Raw genomic sequence first — 15416 nt, forward strand, 5'->3', positions numbered from 1 at the left:
GTTTTTTCGCCAAATTGCTTAGATATGCGATTCAAAATTAATAATCCCGTGTGCACGCAGGTAAGAGAAGAGGCCCGGATCGTTAGTCACGCCGAGCTTGGCCATCGCTTCGCGCTTTTGGCGGCTCACCGTACGACGATGGCAACCGAGCGCGGCGGCAATGTCGGCGATCGACTGTCCGCCGGCGAAGCGCTTGACGACTTCCGCTTGCCGCCATGACAGACGCGACACGGGCGGCCGCTGAGGCTCGCTGTCGTGCGGATGCGCGAGCGCGTCGACGATGGAACGCCCGACGTAGACGTCGCCGCTCGCGCTTGCTTCGATGGCCCGCCAGAGTTCGCCCATCGACTCCGTTTTGCCGAGCGTGCTGACCGTGCCGTCCGCGACAATGGCGCGCAGGATCGCGGTGTTCATCAGCGTCGTCATCACGACAATGCGCACTTGAGGCCAATCGCGGCGGATGCGGCGGATCAGGCCGAGGCCGTCTTCGGCGCCGCCGCGAGGTTCCCGCATCGAGAGATCGGTGACGAGCACGTCGCACGGCGTGCTCTGCAACAGGTCGACTAGCAAAGTCGGCGTCGCCGCTTCGCCGGCGATGGTGACGCCGGCTCGCATTTCCAGCGCGGCCCGAATGCCAAGCAGAACGAATGGATGATCGTCCGCCAGAATGATTCTAAGGTTCACCAGGATTTCTCGTGTTTGTTGTAGGGATAATTGGCAAATGCGCAGGAATAAACCGACGTACTCTGCGCATGCTTTAACGGCAACCCGGCGACGCCTATAAGTACGCCAAGGCGGCCATAAAATCACCACCACCACGCCGCGAAAATCGGAGCTTTCCGAATCCTGTAAAAAACTAATAGTTCAATGCGGGTCTATCCAAAAGGCAAAATGCCGCAAATACCCGGAATGGATATTTGCGGCATTTTTATAGCCAATGGCTCACTGAATCGCTTCGTTCAATTTGAAGCGCTTCGCGACGCGCTAGCGAATGGTCCGCGTGACGGTCGCCGCGCTCGCCTCAGGTCGGGTCGCACACAGGCGCCGCACTTATCTTGCCGCTGCGCACCGCACGCGGAAAGACCGGCCACGCGATCAGCGCGCAAACACTGGCCACGGCCCAGACCATCGGCCACGAACCCATCGACAGTAATAGCGGAATGGCGAGCGGCGTCAGGAACAGCGTGAGAAAGACGCAGGTATTGCCGATCGCCAACGCCGTGCCCGCGCGGCTCGTGCCCGCCTGCGTGGCCAGCTCCGTGAACGCGACGCCGTGCCACGCCGAGGCGCTCACCCCGCCCAACACGATCATTACCGCGAACACGCTGGAAAGTGCCGCGTGATGCAGGCCGGCGAGTCCCGTCAGCAGAGCGAGCGACGCGAACAACACCGCCGTGAGCAAACTGCAGACGCGCATGTACGCCCGGCGATTGCCGCGCCGATCGGTCCAGCCGCCGCTCCAGACCCGCGCGATGGCCGCGCCGGTTTGCACCGCGGCCATCGTCAGGCTAATCGCCAGCACGCCGGCACGGCTGAAGTCGTGGAGGAACACCGTCCCGAACGTGATGACGGCGAGTTGCGGCACGCACAATGCCGCCGCGCCAAGTGCCACGCGCCAGATGCTGACGTTGCGCAACGGCGAGACCTTCGCGGGCGTCGCACCCGTAGCACCCGTAGCACCCGCCGCGCCATGAGCCGTGCGCGCGCCGTCCGCGTCGACGTGCGACGGTTCGTGCAGCCAGTGCCGGGTGAATCCGGCCGTGATCGCGCAGGCCAGCGCCAGCACGGCATAGGCGCTAGCGAAACCAAAGTGCGAAGCCAGCACCGGCAGCACCAGCGCGCCGACGCCGCCGCCCGCGGGCACCGCGGTCTGGCGAATGCTCATGGCCAGTCCGCGCTCGCCTTCGCGGAACCAGGCCATCACCGCGCGCCCGCTCGATCCGTTGACGCTGCCGCCCAGCAAACCGACCAGCAGCAGGCCGAGCGCGAGCATCGTCACGCTCGGTACATGCGCGCCCGATGGCGCCACGAACAGCGCCATGCCGGCCAACGCCGCGGCGGTCGTCAGCAGCCCGAGCAGCAGCACGCGCCGGTCGCCCCAGCGGTCGGTCAGCAGGCCCCACGGCAACTCGCTGACGGCGATCCCAAGGCCGAGCATGCCGAGCACCAGTCCGAGGCCGCCATTGCCGAGGTGATAGTCCGAGCGCAAAAAGACCGCAGTCGTCGGGATCCCCGAGAACGCCGCCGAAAAACTCGCGTTTGCGGCGAAGCCAACGCCCAGCACCTTCCACCGATGACTCGCCGTGCGCCCGCCCGAACCGAGCGCCGTTGCAACTGTTCCGTTTTTCATCACACCCTCCGCAAAGTAAGAATCTGGAGGTATCCTACGGCTGGGCCTTCCATCGGAAAAGCCGGAAATTCAGATGACTTCCATCGGATAAACCGAATCATGAGCCAACGTGGATTCGACCTGACGCAGTTGCGAACCTTCGTCGCCGTCGCGGAATCGGGCAGCGTCTCGGCCGGCGCCGAGCGCGTGTTCCTGTCGCAGTCTTCAGTAAGCGAGCAGTTGAAGAAACTCGAGGAGCGCGCCGGCCTGCCGCTCTTCGTGCGCAGCAAGCAGGGCGTGACCGCCACGCCGGCCGGCAGCCGCCTGCTCGACCACGCGCGCCGCATCATCGCGATGAGCGAAGCGGCGTTCGAAGATCTGCAAGGCCGTTCGCTCGACGGCGAACTGCGCATCGCGATCACGGACTATTACCGTCCGCACGACATCGCGCGCATTCTCAAGACGTTCTCGGAGCAGCATCCGCGTCTGAAACTACACGTGAACGTGCAGCCAAGCGCGGTGATCGACAGCAACGCCGGTGACGATGCGTCGTTCGACATCGGCGTGTCGTTGCGACTCGTCACGGACACGGCGCGCGCCGCCGGCCGCCGCACCGCCGTACCGAGCACCGTGGTGCGGCGCGAAAAACTGCTGTGGGTCTGCGCCGCCGATGCCGGTCCGCGACCGGCCACGCCGTATTCGCTGGTGCTGCTGCCGTCGAGTTGCCAGTTGCAGCGCTTCGTCGTCAAGTTGCTCGACGAGCACAAGGTGCCGTATCTGGTATCGCACTCGGCGTCCGGCGTAGCCGGCCTGCAGTTGGCGCTGAAAGCGGGGCTCGGCATTTCCTGCCTGAACGAATCGTCGACGGGCGGCGGTGTGGTGCCCTGCCCGCCGGGCGTGAACCTGCCGGCCTTGCCCGCTGTCGAGTTTCATCTGCTGCCGGGGCGACTCGGCGAAAGCGAACGCGTCAGCAACGCGCGCACGGCATTGATGCGGCTGTTCAGTTGAGCCGCAGGACCAGGCCGCTCATGCGACGACAGCGCACACGGCCTGTTTGAAAGCCCTCATCAAACAATCGCATTCACGCGATATCGCCGTCACGCGAGAGGACCTTCAATAGAAATATTGAAAGCACGCTACTCGCCGCCTATGATGGTCTGGTACCCAGTCGAATGCGCTTTTCCGACATTGATGCACTGGATCGAATTCCGCAATCCGCTGTCCGCTGCGGAACGTTTCAGCGTTATGTCCGGCAGCCCGAAAACCGCGACCCAGCGGCGCATTCACGCGACTCATTGAGTTAAGTCAAGCAATTGCCTCGCCGTAGCGTGTCGACGTATTGCCGTCCAGAATAAGTCCGTTACGATTCGCCATTGATGCCGTCGATATAAACAGACCGGCAGAGCTGTCACGCATCGCCCATTCGCTCATTCAGCCAATACAGGGGTGAATGCGCGAGAAAACCATTCAGAAAAAAGAACGTTTCCACAACGAGGCCTGGCGTGCATCGCAGAACTTTCGGATCTTCCGTCCTGTTCGTGTTTTACGTCATGTGGAGCGGCGCGGCGCTCGCCGCGACTGACGCACCTGGCGTCATGCCTTCAGCCATGGACGAGCGCGTGCGCGCTTGCACCTCGTGTCATGGCGTGCAGGGCCAGGGGCTGAACGACGACTACTTCCCACGCATTGCCGGCAAACCGGCCGACTATCTGTTCAATCAATTGACTGCGTTCCGCGACGGCGGCCGGACCTATCCGCCGATGGGCTACCTGCTCGCGTTTTTACCCGACGACTATCTGCGCAAAATCAGCCAGTACTTCGCCGATCTGCAACCGCCCTATCCCGACGCCGATCACAGCGCCGTCTCGCCGGCAGTGCTCGCCGCCGGACAGCGGCTCGTCACGCAGGGCGACCCCACGCGCAAGATTCCCGCCTGCATTGCCTGCCATGGCGCGAGCATGACCGGCACGCAGCCGGGCATTCCCGGACTGCTCGGTCTGCACGCGAGCTATATCGCCGGACAGATGGGGACGTGGCGCTCGGGCACGCGTCACGCGCTCGCGCCGGACTGCATGCACTCGATCGCCGTGAAGCTGAGCGACAAGGACATCACCGCCGTATCCAGCTGGCTCGCCCGTCAGCCGCGTCCGGCCGATCCTCGGCCCGCGCCGGCGACGACCGCGCGCTTGCCGCTCGCCTGTGGGAGCCAACCGCAATGAAGCCGACACTTCGCGCGCGTTTATCTCTCACGCTGATGACCGGCCTGATCCTGGCCAGTAGCGCCGTGCTGCTCAATGTGCCGCAGACGCTATTGATCGCCGAAGCACGCGCCGCCAGCCCGACGCCACCCGCAGCCACGACCGCCACACCGGCGGCAGTCCCGGCAACCGACCAAACCGCCGCCCAGACCGACCTCGTCAAACGCGGCGAATACCTGGCGCGCGCCGGCGACTGCGTGGCGTGCCACACGGCGCCGCGCGGCAAACTGTTCGCCGGCGGCCTCGCGATGGAAACGCCGTTCGGCACGCTGTACTCGCCGAACATCACACCGGACGCGCAATACGGTATCGGCACCTGGAGCCAGGAAGCGTTCTTCAAGATGATGCGCACCGGCCGCACGCCGGACGGCACGCTGATTTACCCGGCCATGCCGATCGCCCAATACACCAAGGTCACGCGCGACGACTCGAACGCAATCTTCGCGTATCTGAAGACCGTCGCGCCGGTGCGCGAAGCGAATCACCCGCACACGCTGCGCTTCCCGTTCAATCAGCGCAAGTTGCTGTACGGCTGGCGCACGCTGTATTTCCGTGAAGGCGAGTACCAGGCCGATCCGACCAAATCGGTCGAGTGGAATCGCGGCGCGTATCTGGTCGAAGGGCTCGGGCATTGCACGATGTGCCACTCCAAGATCAACATGCTCGGCGGCTCGTCGCAGAGCGAGCAGTTCGCGGGCGGCCTGATTCCGGTGCAGAACTGGTACGCGCCGTCGCTGACCTCCGACAAGGACGGCGGCCTCGGCGACTGGAGCATCAAGGACATCGTCGATCTGCTGCAGGCGGGTATTTCCGATCGCGGCGCCGTGTACGGCCCGATGGCCGAAGTCACCTATCACAGCCTGCAATACATGACCGAAGACGACGTCAAGGCCATGGCCGTGTATCTGAAGACCCTGCCCGATAAGAGCGGCCGCAAGTCGGGACCGTCCGCGTCGACCAGCACCAACGTGTTCCAACTGGGCGCGAAGATCTACGCGGACAAGTGCGCGCTGTGCCACGGCGCCAAGGGCGAAGGCCAGTTGCAGCACTACCCGCCGCTGGCCGGCAACCAGTCGATCGAAATGGACTCGGCCGTCAATCCGATCCGGATCGTGCTGAACGGCGGTTTCCCGCCAGGCACCATGCGCAATCCGGAGCCGTACGGCATGCCGCCGTTCGGCCAGGAACTGAACGATACCGACGCCGCCGCCGTCGTCACGTATATCCGCACCGCGTGGGGCAATCACGGCCAGCCGGTGACGTCCCGCGAAGTCAACGAGTTGCGCAATGCACCGTTGCACTGAACCGCACCGGCTGCACTGAACCGCCGCACTGGAGAATCTTTTGATGGAAGAGAACGATACCCGCAGCGGCGCCCCGCCGACGGATGACGAAGTGGAGCGCGTCGTCGCGGCCGGCCCGCACGGCGCGATCGCGGTAGCCGGGGTCGCCACGCTGATCGTCATGGCGATCTGGTTCGCCTTTTACTTTTTTGTCTTTCTGCCGCGCGGCGTTGTGCATTGATCATGTCGACCGATACCAATCATTCATCCGGCGGCGGTCACGCCGTCGCGCTGCGCGCCGAACGGCGCTGGGCGATTTTCGCGGTCGCGCTGATCGTGCTGATGCTCGCCGTCATCGTCTACTCGGGGCTGCATTGGGCGATGATGCCGCCGTCGCGCGTCGAAACGATCGACCCGTCGCGCCTGCAACTCTCGGGCGAATTCGTCGAGGACAACCTCGGCAGCGCGGTCGAACCGGACGGCTCGGTGGTGGTGCGCTTCATCGCGCAGCAGTACTCGTTCACGCCGCAGTGCCTGCTGGTACCCGCGGATACTCCGATCACGATCCGCACCACCAGCGCGGACGTCGTGCACGGCCTGCTCGTGACCGACACCAACATCAACACGATGGTCGTGCCCGGCTACGTCTCGACGATGAACACACGTTTCGACACGCCGGGCGATCACACCATGCCGTGTCACGAATTCTGCGGCTTCGGCCATCAAACCATGTGGGCGCACGTCAAAGTGGTCGACAAAGCCACCTTCTTCGCGCAAGCCCGACAATCCCGGAGGCTGAGCTGTGTTTCACGCTAAGCGACTCGTTCTCGCCCATTTCTGGCTCGCCTTCATTGCGTTTCTGATCGCGCTGTTTCTCGGCGCGTGGCAGATGCTGGCGCGCAGCCCGTTCATGCCATGGGTCGGCGACCCGGAGCTCTACTATCGCTCGGTGACCGCGCACGGCACGGTGATGGCCTACGTGCTGCCCACGCTGGTTTCGATGGGCTTCGGCTACGCGATCGTCGAACTCGCGCTCGGGCAGCGCCTTGCCGGTCTCAAGTGGGCATGGGCCGCGCTCATCTTGCTGGCGGTCGGCGCAGTGATGGCCGTGGTGCCGGTCGCGCTTGGCCAGGCCTCGGTGCTCTACACCTTCTATCCGCCGATGATCGGCAGTCCCTTCTACTATCTCGGCGTAGTGCTGGTGGTGGTCGGCTCGTGGATCTGGGTCGCGCTGATGCACGTCAATCTGCGCATCTGGAAACGCGCGAACCCCGGCAAGCCGATCCCGCTCGCCATGTTCGCCAACGTGGCCGGCGCGTATCTGTGGGCGTGGACCGCGATCGGCGCGGCGCTCGAAATCCTGTTCCAGATTCTGCCCGTCGCCTTCGGCCTCACCAATACGATCGACGCCGGCCTGTCGCGCATCCTGTTCTCGTGGACGCTGCACGCAATCGTCTACTTCTGGCTGATTCCCGCGTATATCGCGTACTACACGTTAGTGCCGCGCGCGATCGGCGGACGGCTCTACAGTGATTCAATGGCGCGCGTGTCGTTCATCATGTTCCTCGTGTTCGCGATGCCGATCGGTATTCACCATCTGTTCGCCGATCCGCAGGTCGGCTCCGGCTTCAAGTTCCTGCACGCGGTGTTCACCGGCATGGTGTCGGTGCCGACGCTGCTGACGGTGTTCACGATTTGCGCGTCGGTGGAAATCGCCGGCCGGTTGCGCGGCGGCAAGGGCGCGTTCGGCTGGCTCACCGCGCTGCCGTGGCAAAACCCGATGATGCTGGTGATCGCCTTTTCGTTCGTGATGCTGGGGCTGGGCGGCGCAGGCGGGCTGATCAACATGAGCTACCAGTTGAACTCGACGGTGCATAACACGCAGTGGGTCACCGGGCACTTCCACCTGATCTTCGGCGGCGCGATCGTCATCATGTACTTCGCGATTGCGTACGAACTGTGGCCGCAACTGACCGGCCGCGCGATCGCATCGGCAAGACTGGTGCGCACGCAACTGTGGCTGTGGTTCATCGGCATGATGGTGGTCACGCTGCCGTGGCATTACGTCGGCCTGCTCGGCGCGCCGCGCCGCATGGCGTATTACGACTACAACGCGCCGGGCATGCAGCAGCAGGCGTTCTGGGTCGGTATGTCGGCGGTGGGCGGATTGATCCTGGTCGTGTCGGGCGTGATGTTCATCTACATCCTCGCGAAGTCGCAATTCGGCCCCGTCGTACCGCAGCAGACGTTCCGCTTCGCGAGCGCGGTGCAGCCGGTGGAACGCGTGCCGGCCGCGCTCAATAGCTTCGGCTTGTGGGTGGCGTTGATGATCGGCCTTACGGTCGTCAACTACAGCGTGCCGATCGTGCAGTTGCTCAGATTGCCGCAGACGTCCGTGCCGGCAGTTATCGTCGGAGCGCAGCGATGAATCAGGAACGCGTCTTCAGCTTGCGCAACCCGTGGTTCACGCTGAGCGTGGGCGGCACGATCGCGATCGCGGTCGTGGGCATACTGATCGGCTTTGTCTGGCTGCCGTCGGCGAACAATGCGTTCGGCGACCGCAGCTTATGGGCAACGATCTGCAGCGCCGCGGGCGCGCCGTCCACCTGGTACGGCGGCGCGAATCTCACCGGCCCGGCACCGAGCGACGTGGTGGTGTTGCCGCCGTTGCGACGGGCGAACGCCGACGCGACTTCGATCGGCCGGGGCGCGACCATCGCGACGCAGAATTGCTCGATGTGCCACGGCGTGCAGGGCACGCCGCCGGTGACCGCGCCCGCGCTCGCCGGACAGTACGCCGATGTGGTCTACAAAGAGTTGCGCGACTTTCAGAGCGGCGGACGTCAGAACGCGGTGATGCAGGCGATTATCGCCACGCGCAGCGATCAGGATCTGCACGATCTGGCGGCTTACTATGCGTCGCTGTCGAGAGGGCCGGCAGCGGAGAATCCGTCGTCGAATGCGGGACCGGATGCTAACGCGGTGAAGCTGGCCATGCAGGGCGATCCGCAGCGCAATATTGCACCGTGCGCGGCATGCCACGGACAACTGGATCGCAAAGGCGCCGCGCCATGGCTGGGCGGACAGTCGTCCGTTTATCTCGCGGCGCAGTTGCATGCCTTTGCTGCCGGCGCGCGACACAACGACATCAATGAGCAGATGCGCAATGTCGCGCGGCAGATGACACCCGCAGAGATCGACAGCGTGGCGAAGTACTACGCCACGATGCCGTAACCCGCGTCAGGCCGTTGCGAACGAGCGCTTGTCAGCGGCTCCCGCAGCGGCTGTCTCACCCGCAGCAGCCGAACCGCCACGTCGCACAGCAGAAGCAGACCGCGACGAACCGCTGCCCGTCTGAAACACGGCCACCGCCGACGTCAGTCGCCGCGCCTGATCCTCCAGCGAACTCGCCGCCGCCGCAGCCTGCTCGACCAGCGCCGCGTTCTGCTGGGTCACCTCGTCCATCTGCGCGACCGCGAGATTGACCTGATCGATCCCGGTGCTCTGTTCGAGCGCAGCGGATGCGATCTCGCTCATGATCGAACTCACGCGGGAAATCGCGTTGACGATTTCGGTCATCGTCGAACCCGAGCGTTCGACCAGTTGCGAGCCGGCCTGCACGCGCGCCGTCGACGCATCGATCAAGCCCTTGATCTCCTTGGCTGCCGCCGCGCTGCGCTGCGCCAGCGAGCGCACTTCGCTCGCCACCACGGCGAAACCACGGCCTTGCTCACCTGCGCGCGCCGCTTCGACCGCCGCGTTCAGCGCCAGAATATTGGTCTGGAAAGCGATCCCTTCGATCACGCCGACAATGTCGGCAATCCGCCGCGAGTCGTCGACGATGCCGTGCATCGTGCCCACCACCTGCTCGGTAAGATCGCCACCCTGCGCGGCCAGGCTCGACGCGCCCTGCGCGAGCGAGCTCGCCTGCTTGGCGTTGTCCGCCGTCTGCTTGACGGTGGAAGTGAGTTGCTCGATGCTCGCCGCCGTTTCTTCCAGCGACGCCGCCTGTTCCTCGGTGCGTTGCGACAGATCGGTGTTGCCCGAGGCGATCTCGCTCACGCCGGTGTCGATCGATTCCGTGCCCTGGCGGACCGTGTTCACGGTCGCGATCAGCGAGTCCTGCATCTTGCGCAACGCGGCCGCGAGGCGGCCCATTTCGTTATTGCTGCTGACGTCGATCCGGCTCGTCAGGTCGCCGTCGGCAATGCGCTGAAACTGCGCGATGGTGGCGTCGACCGGACTGACGATCGCGCGCACCAGCACCGCGCGGCCAATCAACGAACCCAGCAGCGACAACACCATGCCGACCGCCACCGCGATAGAGATCGCGTAGAACAGGTCCTGCGCGTCCTGATAGCGCTGCGCGCCGTGATCGAGTTGCAGTTGTTCGAGCGTGAGCATCGACTTTTCGAACGCGCTATAGAGCGACGGCAGCTTGTGCGCCTGCAATTGCTGGAACGCGGTCTTGTCGCCCGACTTGAGCGCGGCGAGCGCCGGCTCGACGCCGTCGCGCAGGAAGGTGTCGCGCTTGTCCATCATGTCTTTGATCAGGCGCTGTTCGTCGGCATCCGTGCTCGCGCGGCTCACATAGTGGGCAAGACGATCGTTGGATGCTTTCTGGTACTGATCGAAACGCTTGAGCACGGCGTTCGCGCCGTCCTGATCGTTGAGGTCGTTCAGCGACGCGTAAGTCGCCAACGCGAGACGCAGACGCAGCAGTTGTCCGGCGCTGCCTTCGAGATCGGCGACGGCGGGCGTGTCTACGGTGTACATCTGCTGCAGCGACGCGTTGCTTGAACGCAGCGACAGCAGACCGGCGGCGGCGCCGGCCAGCAGCAGCACGCCGAAAAACAGGATCATCAGGGTAAGGCTGGTACGAATCGACAGATTTTTCAGCATCGGGGCTAGTCTCCATTGGGCTGCCTGACCGAATGTTCAGTAAATCGCCTCGGCCACGCGTGCTGCGCCCAAGCCCGTCCGGCCAGGTCCGCAACCATTTATCTAAAATTAAGCGAATGCCACACAAAGGGTCAACGGCCGGTTTACAAAAAACTTTATGGTGAATAGCGCAAGCATTTGCGATGGTTCACCCTATTGGCGGCAGCGGAGCGCTATTCGCGCAAGGCGTTTGCGGGACTACCCGGCTAGCCGCCGCAGCGGAGTTGAAGGACAGTGACAAGGCGCGTGTCTTCGGAGCATGACCATGTCGGAAATAGACTCGGCTTTACTGGTCTTTCTTTTATTGCTCGGCACGACCGGGGTCGGCGTGTGGGTGCGCCCGCTGCTGCCCGAGGAACATAAAGCGCACGAAACGGTGCAACTGATTCAGTTGGTGATCGGCATGCTGGTGACGTTCGCCGCGCTGGTGCTCGGTTTGATGACGGCGTCCGCGAAGGCGAGCTTCGATACCACGTCGAACGATCTGCGCACCTATGCGGCCGATCTGATCGAGTTCGACACGACCCTGCGCGAATACGGCGCCGACACCAGCCGCGCCCGGGACCTGTTGCGCCAGTACACGGCGGCGGCCATCGCGTCGACCTGGCCCGGCGAGCCGGCGCCCAGCGGCGACTATCCGAAGGACGTCGGCACGCAGGACAACTCGCAAAAACTGGAAAACGTGCGGCTTGGCGACATGCTGACCGCGGTGGGACGGGAATTGCGGCAACTACGCTCGCACGATCCGCTGCAACAGCGCGCGCTCGAAGATGGTTTGTTGCAATACCGGCGGGTCGTCGACGCGCGCTGGAAAATCATCGAAGAAGCGCACAGTTCGATTTCGCGGCCGTTTTTCACCACACTGACCTTCTGGCTGGCCGTGATTTTTATGAGCTTCGGCCTGATCGCGCCGCGCAATGCGCTCGCGCTCGTCACGATCTGCCTGGGGGCGGTGTCGATCGCGTCGGCGGTGTATGTGATCGTGGATCTGGATACGCCGTTCACCGGGCCGATCGTGGTGTCGAGTCAGCCGATGCGAGATGCGCTGGGGCATCTGAGTCAGTGAACGGCGGGGCGTTTGCTGGCGGAGTCGCCGAGCAGCCTCAGGCGGCGACCATCTTTTCACGCGCCCACGCCACCGCCGCGCGCGCCGGCGCAACGCCCGTTGCGCTAACACGGCCAGCGAGTTCAAACACACGCGGACCGATCTGCGCGACTTCGGCGAGTACCGACGCTTCTTCCGCTGAACCCAGATATTCGCGCACGCAACTGATAATGCCGCCCGCGTTCACGAGAAAGTCCGGTGCGTAGAAAATGCCGCGTTGATGCAGCACGTCGCCTTCCGCGAGCGACATCAACTGATTATTCGCGCCGCCCGCGATCACCTTGAAGCGGCAATGCGCGGCGACCTCGGCGGTGATCGAGCCGCCGAGCGCGCACGGTGCGAACACATCCGCTTCCACGCCGGCGATCTGCGCGATCTCCACCACTCGTGCGCCGAACATCTGCGCGGCGCGCGCGGTCCGGGTGGCGTCGATGTCCGACACGATCAACTGCGCGCCCGCCTGATGCAGACGCTCGCACAGGTCCCAGCCCACCGACCCGAGCCCTTGCAGCGCGACCGAGACGCCGTCGAGCGACTTGCGGCCCAGCGCCGAATCGACCGCTGCCTGCAGGCCGATGAACACGCCGTACGCGGTGCGCGGCGACGGATTGCCGCCGTACACGTCGCCCGAACGCGGAATGCCGCTCACGTAGCGGGTTTCGCTTTGGACCGCGCGCATGTCGTCGGCGGTGGTGCCGACGTCTTCGGCGGTCAGGTAGATGCCGTCGAGCGATTGCACCAGACGGCCGAAGGCCTTGAACATCGCGGTGCGGTCGAGCGCGTCGGGCTTGCGCAGAATCACGGCCTTGCCGCCGCCGAACGGCAGATCGGCCAGCGCGTTCTTGAACGCCATGCCTTGCGACAAACGCAGCGCGTCGTTATACGCCTCGTGGTCCGACGCGTACTGCCAGTAGCGGCAACCGCCGAACGCGGGGCCGCGCGCAGTGCTGTACACGGCGATCACGGCTTGCAGGCCGGTGGGGGCGTCGGTCGCGAGCACGATGCGTTCGTGCGCGGGTTCGCCGTGAATGCCGAAAAGTGTGCCGGCGGCAGTGGTCGTCAGTCGGTCCATCTGGGTCCTTCCTTGTGGGCAGGTAATTTGAATGGAGCGCGCAGCGGTGGCTGCACGCGATGCCGTATGCCGGCCGGATCGCGGCCGGCATACGGAGTCAAAACGCGGCGCGGGAGAAGCGCCTCGGTCGCAAGAGTTTAGGCGGACAAATTGAGGGTTTCGTTTTGTTTATCTGGCGATTTAGCGGTCGTGGCAGAATGAATACCTATCTTTAGTTTATTTTGCAGATGGTTCGTCTACCGACACATGCTGCAACGCGCCAACCACCCGGATCCCCATGCCACTCGACGCCATCGACCAGCGCATCCTGCGCGAACTGCGCCAGGACGGGCGCCTGTCCAACGCCAAACTCGCGGAGCGGGTCGGCCTGTCGGCTACGCCATGCTGGAACCGCGTGCGCGCACTGGAAGAGGCGGGTGTGATCGAAGGGTATGCGGCGTTGCTGAATCAGAAGGCGCTCGGCCTGCCGGATACCGTGATCATCGAAGTGACGCTCGACAAACACGACGAGCGCACGCTGGAGCGTTTCGGCGACGCGCTCATCGATCTGCCGGAAGTCGTCGAAGCGTTTCTGGTGTCCGGCGAGTACGACTATCTGATCAAGGTCGCGGTGGCCGGCACCGAAGGCTATGAGGCGTTTTTGCGGCGCAAGCTATACCGGTTGCCGGGGTTTCAGAACAGCCGGTCCATTTTCGCGTTGCGGTGTTTGAAGCGAGGGGTGTCGGTGGAGATTTGAGGCGGTCGGGTAAATCGCTGCCGGTCACGGGCAGCGAGACAGAGGCGTCATTCGATATGACCTCTTCTTGTCCCGCTGCCCGCTCGACGCATCACTGCTGGGCGTGCTTCGCTGCGTCTTCGATCACTGCGGCCACTTCCTTGGGACGCGATTCGTAGACGGAGTGGCTCGCGCCGGCCAGCACCGTGGTGTGGCTATGAGCACGCTGGTAATAGAAACGTTCGAGGTCCGGGTTGATGATCTTGTCGTCCGCCGCGACGATGCCCCAGCTCGGCTTGGTGGTCCAGGCGGCGACGCTCATCGGCTGCGAGAAGACTTTGGCCGCCGTCAGGATCTGCGATTGCGCTTCGAACTGGGCTTGCTTCAGCGGCAGGTCGGCGGCGAAGTCCTTCGGGAAGTCGGCCGGATTCAGGTACGTGTAGCCGTCGTCCGTCTTCTTGATGGCGCCCGGCTGCTTCGATGTATAGCTCGGGTATTGCTTGCCCAGATCCGATTCGTCTTCGCCGACCGCCGGCGCATGGGCCGCGACGTACACCAGCCCAGTCACCTTCGGATCGACGCCGGCTTCGGTGATGATCGAGCCGCCGTAGCTGTGCGCCACGAGAATGGTCGGACCGTCCTGCAGATCGATGACGCGTTTGGTCGTGGCGACGTCGTCGTCGAGCGAGGTCAGCGGTTCCTGCACCATCGTGACGTGGTAGCCGTCTTTGGTGAGGATGTCATAGACCGGCTTCCAGCCCGAACCATCCACCCACGCGCCATGCACGAGGACGATGTTTTTGATCGGCGCGGCGGCAGGCTTGGCATCTTGCGCCATAGCCGCCGACGAAGCGAACAGGCAGGCGGACAAAGACAGAATCGAAGCGGCGAGAGGCAAAATCTTCACGGCGAACTCCATTGAAAAGAATGGGTACAAACTGGATTTGAAAAGAAGCTGACTTGATTCGTCACCACGCGAAGTCTTGCGACGCGCTGGTCTATCAAGCCACCTTCTTCTGTGCATCGTGCTGGCGATCCTGCGCATGACAGCGGGCGCAGGATCGGCGCACCACGCCACTTAGCTACCGAAGAACACGTTGCAGAAGCTGACCGGGCCGACGCAATTCGAGTGCATCGTCATCGACGTGTGGGACATCGATCCCGAAGCGCTACTGCCGTTTTGCGCAACACCGCCGACAGCCTGCATGGCCAGTTGCCGATCGCCTTGCGATGCGATCTTTGCTTCGGCGGCCTGAATATCGGCCGGGTAGTCGATGTCGTTGCCGCGGTTCGGGCTGTAGCCGGCTTGTTCGACACGAACCAGATCGGCCCGGACTTCCGCACGGGTGAGCGGTGCGTTCGATTGGGCGAAGCTAAGAACCGGTGCGCCAAGGGTGGCGACGGCGAGAGCGATACCTACGAGCATCTTGGACATGATTAAGATTCCTTGATTAATTGAAAATAGCTTGATGGCTTCTGGCGATCGCGAGGTGGGGCTGCCTCTTTTCCGCGACTTGCCTTTCGGCCTGCGCCTCACATCAATTCGTGCGACAGACGAATAGTCGGCGTATCGGCGGATTGCCTCCAGCCACTTGCGACCGGTTGACGCCGTGCGTCGCGAAATGCGTCAGGGAGGGCGCGGAATGCGCTGGTGTTGAGCGGCTGGGGAAGGGAGGGCTTGTCGTGCGCGACGCGGGATCGTTCGAGCACGTC

General features: G+C 63.8%; 15 protein-coding genes. 9 read left to right on the forward strand and 6 right to left on the reverse strand.

The window, feature by feature from the left end; all coding sequences use genetic code 11:
- Positions 1–18: 18 nt before the first annotated feature.
- Together GGD40_RS10425 and GGD40_RS10430 are read right to left on the reverse strand one after the other, a co-directional pair.
- Complete coding sequence (locus GGD40_RS10425; RefSeq protein ID WP_179744922.1) at positions 19–684, reverse strand: response regulator; 666 nt, start codon at positions 682–684, stop codon at positions 19–21.
- Positions 685–1021: 337 nt separating this feature from the next.
- A complete protein-coding gene (locus GGD40_RS10430) occupies positions 1022–2350 on the reverse strand; it encodes an MFS transporter (RefSeq protein WP_179743621.1) in 1329 nt (442 codons plus the stop codon).
- Between the two features lie 99 nt (positions 2351–2449).
- On the opposite strand from GGD40_RS10430, the gene GGD40_RS10435 reads away from it, so the two are divergent.
- The 7 genes from GGD40_RS10435 (at position 2450) to GGD40_RS10465 (ending at position 9104) form a co-directional block, all read left to right on the forward strand.
- On the forward strand, positions 2450–3337 hold the full coding sequence (locus GGD40_RS10435; protein WP_179743623.1) for a LysR family transcriptional regulator: 888 nt from the start codon (positions 2450–2452) through the stop codon (positions 3335–3337).
- A gap of 494 nt (positions 3338–3831) precedes the next feature.
- Positions 3832–4548 carry a c-type cytochrome gene (locus GGD40_RS10440; protein ID WP_179743624.1) on the forward strand — a complete coding sequence of 239 codons (717 nt, stop codon included), beginning with the start codon at positions 3832–3834 and terminating at the stop codon, positions 4546–4548.
- Positions 4545–5891: a c-type cytochrome gene (locus GGD40_RS10445; RefSeq protein ID WP_179706957.1), complete on the forward strand. Its 1347-nt coding sequence runs from the start codon at positions 4545–4547 to the stop codon at positions 5889–5891. Before GGD40_RS10440 ends, GGD40_RS10445 begins: the two co-directional genes overlap by 4 nt.
- Positions 5892–5934: 43 nt before the next feature.
- Positions 5935–6111, forward strand: a complete 177-nt coding sequence (locus GGD40_RS10450; RefSeq protein ID WP_179706958.1) for a hypothetical protein — start codon at positions 5935–5937, stop codon at positions 6109–6111.
- Between the two features lie 2 nt (positions 6112–6113).
- Positions 6114–6686 (forward strand): cytochrome C oxidase subunit II, encoded by a 573-nt coding sequence (locus tag GGD40_RS10455; RefSeq protein WP_105510909.1) that lies wholly within the window; start codon positions 6114–6116, stop codon positions 6684–6686.
- Positions 6673–8298, forward strand: a complete 1626-nt coding sequence (locus GGD40_RS10460) for a b(o/a)3-type cytochrome-c oxidase subunit 1 (RefSeq protein WP_179706959.1) — start codon at positions 6673–6675, stop codon at positions 8296–8298. Before GGD40_RS10455 ends, GGD40_RS10460 begins: the two co-directional genes overlap by 14 nt.
- Positions 8295–9104 (forward strand): c-type cytochrome, encoded by an 810-nt coding sequence (locus GGD40_RS10465; RefSeq protein WP_179706960.1) that lies wholly within the window; start codon positions 8295–8297, stop codon positions 9102–9104. Before GGD40_RS10460 ends, GGD40_RS10465 begins: the two co-directional genes overlap by 4 nt.
- Positions 9105–9110: 6 nt before the next feature.
- Here GGD40_RS10465 and GGD40_RS10470 read toward each other — a convergent pair whose 3' ends face one another.
- A complete protein-coding gene (locus tag GGD40_RS10470) occupies positions 9111–10772 on the reverse strand; it encodes a methyl-accepting chemotaxis protein (RefSeq protein ID WP_179706962.1) in 1662 nt (553 codons plus the stop codon).
- Between the two features lie 304 nt (positions 10773–11076).
- Here GGD40_RS10470 and GGD40_RS10475 point away from each other — a divergent pair, with 304 nt between their 5' ends.
- The gene (locus tag GGD40_RS10475) at positions 11077–11877 is read left to right on the forward strand and encodes a bestrophin-like domain (RefSeq protein ID WP_179706964.1); all 801 of its coding nucleotides are present in this window, start codon (positions 11077–11079) and stop codon (positions 11875–11877) included.
- A 37-nt stretch (positions 11878–11914) separates the two neighbouring features.
- Here GGD40_RS10475 and GGD40_RS10480 read toward each other — a convergent pair whose 3' ends face one another.
- Positions 11915–12988 (reverse strand): Leu/Phe/Val dehydrogenase, encoded by a 1074-nt coding sequence (locus tag GGD40_RS10480; protein WP_179743626.1) that lies wholly within the window; start codon positions 12986–12988, stop codon positions 11915–11917.
- A gap of 277 nt (positions 12989–13265) precedes the next feature.
- Here GGD40_RS10480 and GGD40_RS10485 point away from each other — a divergent pair, with 277 nt between their 5' ends.
- Positions 13266–13724: an Lrp/AsnC family transcriptional regulator gene (locus GGD40_RS10485; RefSeq protein WP_179706968.1), complete on the forward strand. Its 459-nt coding sequence runs from the start codon at positions 13266–13268 to the stop codon at positions 13722–13724.
- A 91-nt stretch (positions 13725–13815) separates the two neighbouring features.
- On the opposite strand, the gene GGD40_RS10490 is transcribed toward GGD40_RS10485, so the two are convergent.
- Together GGD40_RS10490 and GGD40_RS10495 are read right to left on the reverse strand one after the other, a co-directional pair.
- Entirely contained in the window at positions 13816–14610 is a 795-nt protein-coding gene (locus tag GGD40_RS10490) for an alpha/beta hydrolase (RefSeq protein WP_373565275.1), read from the reverse strand.
- A gap of 171 nt (positions 14611–14781) precedes the next feature.
- Positions 14782–15138, reverse strand: coding sequence for a DUF4148 domain-containing protein (locus tag GGD40_RS10495; RefSeq protein ID WP_179743628.1), 357 nt, complete (start codon positions 15136–15138; stop codon positions 14782–14784).
- Positions 15139–15416: the final 278 nt, after the last annotated feature.

The sequence above is a fragment of the Paraburkholderia bryophila genome, assembly GCF_013409255.1.
In the GTDB taxonomy this organism is placed as follows: domain Bacteria; phylum Pseudomonadota; class Gammaproteobacteria; order Burkholderiales; family Burkholderiaceae; genus Paraburkholderia.